The organism is Sphingomonas sp. MM-1 (assembly GCF_000347675.2).
In the GTDB taxonomy this organism is placed as follows: Bacteria; Pseudomonadota; Alphaproteobacteria; order Sphingomonadales; family Sphingomonadaceae; genus Sphingomonas_E; species Sphingomonas_E fennica.
In genome coordinates this window covers 2517153-2526303 of record NC_020561.1, presented here as the reverse complement: position 1 = coordinate 2526303, position 9151 = coordinate 2517153, and the positions used below count along the sequence as shown (strand labels likewise).

Sequence of the window (9151 nt, the reverse complement as noted above, 5' to 3'; positions counted from 1 at the left end):
TCCCGCTACGCAACCGACATGACCGAGCGTTCTCCCGCCCTTCGCGCTTATGCCATGCTGGCCTTCGTCATGCTGTTCTGGGCGGGCAATTCCATCGTCGGCCGCGCGGTCAGGGATGATATTCCGCCCTTCACCCTCGCCTTCGTCCGCTGGACGGGGGCGCTCATCATCCTGCTGCCGATCGCCTGGCGGGGGCTGGTGCGGGACAAGGCGGCGCTGATCGCGGGATGGAAGTCGGTGTTGGCATTGGGGCTGATCGGCGTCTCCGGCTTCAACGGGCTGCTTTACTGGGGCCTGCACCACACCACCGCGACCAACGGCCTGCTGCTGCAAGCCGCGACGCCGGCGCTGGTGCTCGTCTGCAATGCATTGTTCTTCCGCGACCGGGCCGGCGGGTGGCAGGTGGCCGGTGTCACCTTGTCGACGATCGGGGTGCTGCTGGTCGTCACCCATGCAGATCTCGGCGTGCTGGCCGGGTTCCGGCTGGGCAAGGGCGATATCCTGATCCTGGGCGCGGTGCTCGCCTGGTCGATCTATACCAGCCTGCTGCGCATCCGGCCGGCGATCAGCCAGGCGAGCTTCCTCTTCGCCACCTTCCTGATCGCGGCGCTGGCGATGCTGCCGCTGGCGGTGTGGGAATGGCATGCCGCCCCGCCGATCCACTGGCGCCCGGCGGTGATCGGGGCCTTCGCCTATGTCGCGATCCTGCCGTCGCTGATCGCTTATTATCTGTTCAATTCCGCCGTCGAGATGATCGGCGCCGGCCGGGCGGGGCAGACGATCAGCCTGATGCCGCTGTTCGGCGCCGGCCTTGCCGCCGCGCTGCTGGACGAGCCGCTGCACGGCTATCACCTCGCCGGCATGGCGCTGATCCTGGGCGGCATCGGCATGACGGCGCTGCTCCAGCGGCGCCCCGCCCCTTGACGCAACGCGCCCGGCGGCGGAAGAGGCGGGCATGAGCATCGAAGCGCGCATCGCCGAACTCGGCCTCACCCTTCCCCAGCCCGCCGCCCCCGTCGCCGCTTATGTGCCGGCGGTCGAGGCGAACGGGCTTCTCCACATCTCCGGCCAATTGCCGTTCCGCGCGGACGGATCGCTGATGACCGGCCGGCTCGGCGAGGATGTCGACGTGGAGGGCGGCCGCGCCGCCGCCGAACGTTGCGGGCTGATGCTGATCGCGCAGATCAAGGCGGCGCTGGGCGGCGATCTGGATCGCGTCGAACGGATCGTCAAGCTCGGCGCCTTCATCTCCTCCACCGCTGATTTCACCGATCAGCCCAAGGTCGCCAACGGCGCGTCGGAACTGATGGCCGCCGTGTTCGGCGATGCCGGCCGCCATGCCCGTTCGGCCGTCGGCGTGCCGGTGCTGCCGCTCGGCGCCTGCGTCGAGGTCGATGCGGTCGTTGCCGTCCGGCCTGCCTGACGCGCTGTTCGCGCCGGCGCCCGCGGCGGAGCGGATCGCCTTCCTGAAAGGCCGCCGCTTCGCCCATCGCGGCCTCCATGGACGCGGCCGGGTGGAGAACAGCCGCGCGGCCTTCGCCGCCGCCATCGCCCATGGCGACGGGATCGAGCTCGACGTCCAGCAATCCGCGGACGGCCAGGCCATCGTCTTCCACGATGCCACGCTGGACAGGCTGACCGGCCGATCGGGCGCGCTGGCCGATCTCGATGCCGCAGCACTCGGCCGGATCGCGCTCGCAGGGAGCGATGGCGAGACGCTGCCGACGCTCGCAGAAATCCTCAGCCTCATCGCCGGCCGGGTCCCGCTGCTGATCGAGGTCAAGAGCCGCCACCGCCGGCCCGCGCGCCTCTGCGCGGCCGTCCGCGATGCGCTTGCCGGCTATTCCGGCGCGGTTGCCGTGATGTCCTTCAACCCCGAAGTGGCCCGCTGGTTCTCCATCCATGCGCCGGCCATCGTGCGCGGGCTGGTGGTGACGGAGGAGAAGGACCGGAACCTGCCGGGCCGCCTGCGCCGCCATCTTGCGCTCTGGCGGGCGCGTCCCGATTTCCTCGCCTATGACGTGCGCGATCTGCCCTCCCCCTTCGCCGCCGCCCAGCGCCGCCGGGGCATTCCGGTGCTGAGCTGGACGGTGCGGACCGACGCCGACGAAGCGACCGTCGCCGCGCATGCCGACGCCCCGATCCACGAGCATCCCCTTGGCTGATCGCGATATCGTCGCGCGCATGGCCGATGGCGTCTCGGCCGTTCCCGCCGCCGATTGGGATGCCTGCGCCGGCACGGGCAATCCCTTCGTGTCGCACGCCTTCCTTTCCGCGCTGGAGGATTCGGGCAGCGTCGGCCCGCGCACCGGCTGGCAGCCCCTGCCGATCATCGTGGACGGCGCGGACGGGCGCCCCGCTGCGATCGCCCCGGCCTATGGCAAGAGCCACAGCCAGGGCGAATATGTGTTCGACCATGCCTGGGCGGATGCCTGGGAACGGGCCGGCGGGCGTTATTACCCCAAGCTCCAGATCGCGGCACCCTTCAGCCCCGTGCCCGGCCCCCGCCTGCTGCTGCGCGATGGCGAGGCGGCGGCCGCCCCGGCGCTGATCGCCGCGATCGAAACCGTCGTCCGCCAGAACGGCCTGTCGTCGGCGCACGCCACCTTCGTCGCGCCCGATCAGGTGCCGCTGTTCGAGGCCGCCGGCTGGCTGATCCGGTCGGACCGCCAGTTCCACTGGGCCAACCAGGGTTATGGCTGCTTCGACGATTTCCTGGACGCGCTGGCCAGCCGCAAGCGCAAGGCGATCCGCAAGGAACGCACCGCCGCCGTCGCGGGGCTGGATATCGTCCATCTTTCCGGCGGCGATCTCACCGAGGCGCATTGGGACGCCTTCTGGGCCTTCTATCAGGATACCGGCGCCCGCAAATGGGGCCGCCCCTATCTCACCCGCGCTTTCTTCTCCGCGCTGGGCGAGCGGATGGCGGACAGGGTGTTGCTGATGCTGGCGCTGCGCGATGGCCGGCCGATCGCCGGCGCGCTCAACCTGATCGGCGGGGACACGCTCTACGGCCGCTATTGGGGCGCGACGGAGGAGGTGCCCTTCCTCCATTTCGAGCTCTGCTACTATCAGGCGATCGATGCCGCCATCGCCCGCGGCCTCGCCCGGGTGGAAGCCGGCGCGCAGGGCGAGCACAAGCTGGCGCGCGGTTATGAGCCGGTCGCCACCTGGTCCGCCCATTTCATTCCCGATCCCGGCTTCCGCCGCGCCGTGGCCGACTATCTGGCCGCCGAGCGCCGGGCCGTTGACGATGAGATCGAAATGCTCGCCGAAATGGGGCCGTTCAGGCGGAGCTGACGTTTCAAATCGTCATCTGTTGCGGCTAAGGGCGGGCGCATGAATCGCATCCTCGCTCTGTTCGCCCTTCTCGGCTCGCTCATCGCCGCCACGCCCGCCGCGGCCTGGTGGGAATATGGCCATGAAACCGTCGCCAGCATCGCCATGGCGCAGGTGAAGCCCTCCACCCGCGCCGCGATCCGCCGGCTGCTCGCCCGGTCCGACCTGCTGGAAACGCCCACCTGCCCCGCCCGCACCATCGAGCAGGCGAGCGTGTGGCCCGATTGCGTGAAGCCGCTCGGCGATCGCTTCAGCTATGCCTATAACTGGCACTATCAGAACGTGAACATCTGCAAGCCGTTCGCGATCAAGCCCAATTGCCCGGACGGCAATTGCGTTTCCGCCCAGATCGAACGCAATGCGCGGCTGCTCAAGGATCGCACGGTGCCGGTGCGCGAACGGGTGATGGCGCTGGTCTTCCTCGTCCATTTCATGGGCGATCTGCACCAGCCGCTCCACGCCGGCGACAAGGCCGATCTCGGCGGCAATCGGGTGAAGGCGGCCTATGGGGTGATCGAGGGCCGCGCCAATCTCCACTCGGTATGGGATGGCCTGCTGGCCGATCGCGCGCTTTCCACGCCACCGGGCGGGGCGAAGGGGCTGCTGGAGGAATATGGCCCGCCGGCCCGCGCCGCGATGCGCGAAGGCACGGTGGAGGATTGGTCGCGCGAGAATTGGCAGGTCGCGCGGGATTCCGCTTATGCCAGCGTGCTGGGCGATCCCTGCGCCCCCACGCCCGACCAGCGCGTGAAGATCGACGAGGCGACGATCGAAAAGCTGATCCCCGTGCTCCGGCTCCAGGCGGTGCGCGGCGGCGTCCGCCTGGCGCGGCTGCTGGACGAAGCGCTGGGGTAAGGGAAAGGGGAGGGACCCGGCCGGCCCCTCCCCTTCGGATCACATGCCGGTGATGACGACCGAAACCGCGCGGCGGTTCTGGGCCCAGGCGGACTCGTCCGAACCTTCCACCGCCGGACGCTCCTTGCCGTAGCTCACGGTCGAGATGCGCGAGGCGTCAATCTTGGTCGCCAGATAATTCTTGGCCGAATTGGCGCGGCGATCGCCCAGCGCGAGGTTATATTCACGGGTGCCGCGCTCGTCGCAATGGCCTTCCACCGTCACGCGCACGTTCGGATATTTGGCGAGCCAGTCGGCCTGCCGGTCCAGGATGGCGCGCGCCTCGCTGTCGAGGTCATATTTGTCGGTGCCGAAGAACACGCGGTCGGAACCCACCTGCTGGAGGAAATCCTCCTTCGATCCGGGCACGACGGTCGACGCCACCGGGCCTTCCGGCTGCGTCGTCTCGGGCGCCGGGGTGGATTCGGTGGGCGGAGCCGGCGGCAGCTGCGCCGGCGGCTTCTTGGAACAGCCGGCCACGGCGACGAGAGCCGCCGCCATCAGCAGCTTGGTCGTCAGGTTCTGCATGTCGATCTCCTTGATTTTAGCGACGAGTTGTTTGTTTGGAACGATGAACCGAAAGCAGGGCAGCGGTCAACCCATTTCAGGGCAGTAACGGCCCCCAGGCCGGATCGGATCCATCCAGCGGGGTAGGAACGCGTTTTTCGTTCACGCCGGTCAGATCGACCGACCACAGGTCGGCCTTGCCGGACCCTTGCGCCGTGCGGAAGAACATGATGACGCGGCCGTTGGGCGACCAGCTCGGCCCTTCATCCTGCCAGGCGTCGGTCAGCAGCTTCTCGCCCGATCCGTCGACGCCCATGATGCCGATGCGGAAGCCCGCGCCGATCTTGGTGAAGGCGATCAGGTCGCCCTTGGGGCTCCACACCGGCGTCGCATAGCGGCCGGAACCGAAGCTGATCCGCTGCTGGCCGGATCCGTCCGCGCTCATCACATAGATTTGCTGCGTGCCCGAACGATCGCTTTCGAAGACGATGCGGCTGCCGTCTGGCGAGTAGCTGGGCGCCGTGTCGATGCCGGGCGACGTCGTCAGCCGCGTCGCCGGGCCGCCGCTCGCCGATACGCGATAGATGTCGGTGTTGCCGTTGATCGCCATCGAGAAGACGATGAAGCGGCCATCGGGGGAGAAGCGCGGCGCGAAGGTCATGTTCGGCTGGTCCAGCACCAGCCGCTGCCGGCCGGAACCGACGTCATAGACATAGACGCGCGGCCGATCGTTGACGAAGGACATGTAGACGATCGATTGCTGGTTGGGCGCGAAGCGCGGCGTCAGCACGATATTCTGGCCGTTGGTGAGGAAGCGGTGGTTGGCGCCGTCCTGGTCCATGATCGCCAGCCGCTTGATGCGGTTCTTCTTCGGCCCGGTTTCGGAGACGTAGACCACGCGGCTGTCGAAATAGGGGCCTTCGCCGGTCAGCCGGGTATAGACGGTGTCGGCGCATTTATGCGCGGCGCGGCGCCATTGCGCCGGCTGGACGACGAAGCCCTGCCGCGCCATCTCCGTCTTGGCGAATACGTCATAGAGGTAGCAGCCGACGGTGATGGTGCCGTCGCCATTGGCCTGGGCGAAGCCCTGCACCAGCGCCTGCGCGCCCGTGCCCACCCAGAAGGGGAAATCGGGCGCCGTCACCTGCGCGAAGTTCACCTGGCCCAGCGCGTTCGGCCCGATCGGCTGGAACAGGCCGCTGTTGCGCAGATCGTTGGTGATCACGTCCGCCACCTGCCGCCCGAGCGCGGAGGTATCGCCCGCCGCCGTCTGCACGATCGCCGGCGTCGGCATCGACGGGATAGCGATCGGCATGGGCGAGGAAATACCGCCCGTGATGTCGACCGTGATGGATTGCGCCGCCGCTGGCAGCGGCGCCGCCAGCGCCGCGGCCAGCAGCAGGGTTCGCATCGGCTTCATCCCTCGCGGGTTCGTCCCTGTCGGGTTCATCATCGTCTCCCGTTCCTTGTCCATTGCCCGGCCCGTCATGCCGCCCCGCCCGGGCTGAATGTCAGCTGAAACTCGCTCCAGCCATTTTCGTAAAGGTCCGCCGGCAGGCGGATCGGCTGGCAGCGCAGCACGGCGAGCGCGGCTGCTTCCGCCATCCGCTCCGCCTGCGCCGATAGTTCCGGCGTCACGCCCGATTGCCGCGCCACCTGCGGCAACCCGATCAGCGTGCCGTCCGGCGCGTAGCGCACGGTAAGCGTGGTCGCGATCGTCCGCGCCGCGCCCGCGCTTCGGGGCGAGCGGTAGCAGCGCTTCACCTGATCGGCCGCCACCTGGATCGCCCGCATCGCCGCCGCGCGCTCGGGCGCGGGCACCGGCGCCACCGCCGCCCCGGCCGTCCGGGGCGCGGTGCACCCGGCCGACACGAACGGCAGCCCCAGCGCCAGGGGGATGGAGGCGCGCCATGCCTGCCTCATCCCAGTTGGCTCGGAATGAAGCGAAGCTGGAAATCGTTCCAGCCGCCTTCATAAAGCTCCGCCGGCAGCTTCACCGGCGTGCAGCGCAGCACCGCGCGCCGCGCGATGTCGCTCATCTGCCGGGCATAGGAGCGATTGGCATCGTTGACGCCGGTCTGCTCGACCATCTCGGGCTCGATCGCCACGGTGCCGTCCGGCTTGTAGCGCAGGCGCAGCGTCGTCACGATGCTCATCGCCGATGTGCCCTGCAGCGATCCCAGCTCGTAGCAGGGCTTGAACTGACGGGCGAGCGCGGCCGCCAACCCCTGCATCGCCGCCCCGCTCACCGCCGCCCGCGGGCTCGCAGCCTTGCCCTTGGGATCATCGGAAATGCCCTTCAGGAAATTGGCGCCCAGCCGCGATCCAGCGGGCTTTTCCGCCTTGCCCTTGGTTTCCCGGTCGGGACGGCGGCGATCGCTCGCATCCTCCTTGTCCTTCGCCGGCGCCTTTTCGGCGGGCTTGGGCTTTTCCGCGGGCTTCGGCTTGTCGGCCGGCTTCGGCGCGGGTGTCGGCTCCGCCGCCTTGGGGGTCGGCGCGGGCTCGGGCGGCGCAGGCGTCGGCTCGGCGGGCGCGGGCTCCTCGGGCGGCCCCGTCTCGGGCGCTTCCGATGGCGCCGGCGCCTCGGTCGCCGGATTGGGCACCGCCGAACGCAGCCCCACTTCGTCGGTCAGGATCACGTCGAGCGGCTCGTTCACCGCCGGCGGCAGGCGCACGGTGGTGAAGATGCCGAGCGACAGCACCGCGAACAGGGCGGCATGCCCTATCAGCGCAACGCCGAAACCAGCCTTCTCCGCGCGATCGATCACGATCTGTCTTCGCCCGCCGTAACCAGCGCCACCTTGTTCAGCCCGGCGCGGTTGAGCTCGCCCATCACCCGCATCACCCGGCCATAATCCAGGCCGCGATCGGCGCGCAGGAAGATCTGGGGCGCATCCTTGCCATGGCCGCGCGTCGCCGCGATGTCGCCCAGCCGCGCCGCCAGCGTGGATTCCAGCACTTCCTGATCGTCGAGAAACACCTTGCCGGTCCCGTCGATCGAAATCATGATCGGCTGGTCCTTCTGGTCCAGCGCGCCGGCGCGGCTGTCGGGCAGGTTCACCGGCACGCCCGTCGCCATCAGCGGGGCGGCGATCATGAAGATGATCAGCAGCACCAGCATCACGTCCACCAGCGGCGTGACGTTGATCTCCGCCATCGGCGCGCGGCGGCCGCCAGGCCCGCGGCCCTGCACCGGCCCCATGCCCATCAGCCCTCGACCTCCAGCTCGCGGCTCAGCGTCGCATGGAAGCCGTCGGCGAAGCGGTGGAGGCGCGCCTCGATCCGGTTCAGCACATGGGTCAGGCGGTTATAGGCGATCACCGCCGGGATGGCCGCGAACAGGCCGAGCGCGGTGGCGAACAGCGCCTCGGCGATGCCGGGGGCGACGACACCGAGCGACGTGTTCTGCTGGGCCGCGATATCGGTGAAGCTCTTCATGATGCCCCACACCGTGCCGAACAGGCCGACGAACGGCGCCACCGATCCGATGGTGGCGAGGATGTTCAGCCGGTCGGAAAGCCGGTCCACCTCGGCCGCCACGGCCACGCCCATCGACGTCGCCAGCCGCGCGCGCGTGCCTTCGCGGTCGATGCGGTCGCCCTTGGTCGATCGCCGCCATTCGGAAACGCCGGCCGAAAACACCTTGGCGCTCGGCAGGTCGGAACGGCCGGGACCGTCATAGAAGCGGTCGATATCCTCCGCTTTCCAGAATTCGCGTTCGAAGGCCTCGTTGGCCTTGGAAATCTTCCGAAGGCGCGTGCCGTGGGCCAGGATGATCGTCCACGTCCAGATGCTCGCCAGCACCAGCCCGATCATCACCGCCTTCACGACGAAATCGGCCTGCATGAACAAGGTTACGGGGGATAGCAGCGATTCCGTGGGCGCAATGGTCATGATCGGTCAGAATTCCCTTTCAGCCGTTCGAATATTTCGATCCAGCCACGTGGCTGCCGCCGTGGCCGACCGTCGGGGGAGAGGAAGGCCGCGGTGACGTCCGCTTCGGCGACTACCTCCCCACCCCGCATGACTCTCTGATGAATGACGCACGAAGCCGCGCGAATTTCCCTCACTTGCGAAACCACCAGCAGCGCATCGTCCAGCTTTGCCGGCCGGCGGTAGCGGATGGAAAGGTCCGCGACGGCATAATAGCCCTCGCCCCCTTCCTGCGCGGCGCGCTGGTCGATCCCGGCGACGCGCAGCATGTCGCTGCGGGCGCGTTCCATGAAGCGCAGATAATTGGCGTGATAGACCACGCCCGAAAGATCGGTGTCCTCGAAATAGACGCGCAGCGCGAAGCGGTGCTCCGTGCCGACGAAGCGGCCCTCGAAGGGCTGATCCAACGCATCCTTAACCATGGCCCAGCGGTCTAGCTTGTCCGATTCGCGACCGGAACCCCAAAGTCGGCGCTAAT

General features: G+C 68.6%; 12 protein-coding genes. 5 read left to right on the top strand and 7 right to left on the bottom strand.

The window, feature by feature from the left end:
• Positions 1-18: 18 nt before the first annotated feature.
• From G432_RS12140 to G432_RS12120, 5 genes are read left to right on the top strand one after another with little or no spacing between them, the layout of a single operon-like run.
• Positions 19-924: a DMT family transporter gene (locus tag G432_RS12140; protein WP_041865383.1), complete on the top strand. Its 906-nt coding sequence runs from the start codon at positions 19-21 to the stop codon at positions 922-924.
• A gap of 31 nt (positions 925-955) precedes the next feature.
• Positions 956-1423, top strand: a complete 468-nt coding sequence (locus G432_RS12135) for a RidA family protein (RefSeq protein ID WP_015459124.1) — start codon at positions 956-958, stop codon at positions 1421-1423.
• A complete protein-coding gene (locus G432_RS12130) occupies positions 1395-2165 on the top strand; it encodes a glycerophosphodiester phosphodiesterase family protein (protein ID WP_041864896.1) in 771 nt (256 codons plus the stop codon). Before G432_RS12135 ends, G432_RS12130 begins: the two co-directional genes overlap by 29 nt.
• A complete protein-coding gene (locus G432_RS12125) occupies positions 2128-3300 on the top strand; it encodes a GNAT family N-acetyltransferase (RefSeq protein WP_084673655.1) in 1173 nt (390 codons plus the stop codon). The genes G432_RS12130 and G432_RS12125 overlap by 38 nt, the downstream gene beginning before the upstream one ends.
• 39 nt (positions 3301-3339) lie before the next feature.
• Entirely contained in the window at positions 3340-4194 is an 855-nt protein-coding gene (locus G432_RS12120; RefSeq protein WP_015459121.1) for a S1/P1 nuclease, read from the top strand.
• Between the two features lie 39 nt (positions 4195-4233).
• Here G432_RS12120 and pal read toward each other — a convergent pair whose 3' ends face one another.
• The 7 genes from pal to G432_RS12085 all read right to left on the bottom strand — a co-directional run bounded on the left by pal (position 4234) and on the right by G432_RS12085 (position 9095).
• Positions 4234-4761, bottom strand: a complete 528-nt coding sequence (gene pal / locus G432_RS12115) for a peptidoglycan-associated lipoprotein Pal (RefSeq protein WP_015459120.1) — start codon at positions 4759-4761, stop codon at positions 4234-4236.
• 76 nt (positions 4762-4837) lie between these two features.
• Positions 4838-6160 carry a Tol-Pal system beta propeller repeat protein TolB gene (gene tolB / locus G432_RS12110; RefSeq protein ID WP_015459119.1) on the bottom strand — a complete coding sequence of 441 codons (1323 nt, stop codon included), beginning with the start codon at positions 6158-6160 and terminating at the stop codon, positions 4838-4840.
• Positions 6161-6225: 65 nt separating this feature from the next.
• A complete protein-coding gene (locus tag G432_RS12105) occupies positions 6226-6663 on the bottom strand; it encodes a hypothetical protein (RefSeq protein ID WP_015459118.1) in 438 nt (145 codons plus the stop codon).
• Positions 6660-7508: a hypothetical protein gene (locus G432_RS12100; protein ID WP_015459117.1), complete on the bottom strand. Its 849-nt coding sequence runs from the start codon at positions 7506-7508 to the stop codon at positions 6660-6662. The genes G432_RS12105 and G432_RS12100 overlap by 4 nt, the downstream gene beginning before the upstream one ends.
• Positions 7505-7948, bottom strand: coding sequence for a protein TolR (gene tolR, locus G432_RS12095; protein WP_015459116.1), 444 nt, complete (start codon positions 7946-7948; stop codon positions 7505-7507). The genes G432_RS12100 and tolR overlap by 4 nt, the downstream gene beginning before the upstream one ends.
• On the bottom strand, positions 7948-8634 hold the full coding sequence (gene tolQ / locus G432_RS12090) for a protein TolQ (RefSeq protein ID WP_015459115.1): 687 nt from the start codon (positions 8632-8634) through the stop codon (positions 7948-7950). Before tolQ ends, tolR begins: the two co-directional genes overlap by 1 nt.
• Positions 8631-9095: a YbgC/FadM family acyl-CoA thioesterase gene (locus G432_RS12085; protein ID WP_015459114.1), complete on the bottom strand. Its 465-nt coding sequence runs from the start codon at positions 9093-9095 to the stop codon at positions 8631-8633. The genes tolQ and G432_RS12085 overlap by 4 nt, the downstream gene beginning before the upstream one ends.
• Positions 9096-9151: the final 56 nt, after the last annotated feature.

Excerpts from the sequence above, each read along its gene's own strand:
- G432_RS12140 (WP_041865383.1), top strand. The coding sequence starts at position 19 with ATGACCGAGCGTTCTCCCGCCCTTCGCGCTTATGCCATGCTGGCCTTC.
- G432_RS12135 (WP_015459124.1), top strand. The coding sequence starts at position 956 with ATGAGCATCGAAGCGCGCATCGCCGAACTCGGCCTCACCCTTCCCCAG.
- G432_RS12130 (WP_041864896.1), top strand. The coding sequence starts at position 1,395 with ATGCGGTCGTTGCCGTCCGGCCTGCCTGACGCGCTGTTCGCGCCGGCG.
- G432_RS12125 (WP_084673655.1), top strand. The coding sequence starts at position 2,128 with ATGCCGACGCCCCGATCCACGAGCATCCCCTTGGCTGATCGCGATATC.
- G432_RS12120 (WP_015459121.1), top strand. The coding sequence starts at position 3,340 with ATGAATCGCATCCTCGCTCTGTTCGCCCTTCTCGGCTCGCTCATCGCC.
- pal (WP_015459120.1), bottom strand. The coding sequence starts at position 4,761 with ATGCAGAACCTGACGACCAAGCTGCTGATGGCGGCGGCTCTCGTCGCC.
- tolB (WP_015459119.1), bottom strand. The coding sequence starts at position 6,160 with ATGAAGCCGATGCGAACCCTGCTGCTGGCCGCGGCGCTGGCGGCGCCG.
- G432_RS12105 (WP_015459118.1), bottom strand. The coding sequence starts at position 6,663 with ATGAGGCAGGCATGGCGCGCCTCCATCCCCCTGGCGCTGGGGCTGCCG.
- tolR (WP_015459116.1), bottom strand. The coding sequence starts at position 7,948 with ATGGGCATGGGGCCGGTGCAGGGCCGCGGGCCTGGCGGCCGCCGCGCG.
- tolQ (WP_015459115.1), bottom strand. The coding sequence starts at position 8,634 with ATGACCATTGCGCCCACGGAATCGCTGCTATCCCCCGTAACCTTGTTC.
- G432_RS12085 (WP_015459114.1), bottom strand. The coding sequence starts at position 9,095 with ATGGTTAAGGATGCGTTGGATCAGCCCTTCGAGGGCCGCTTCGTCGGC.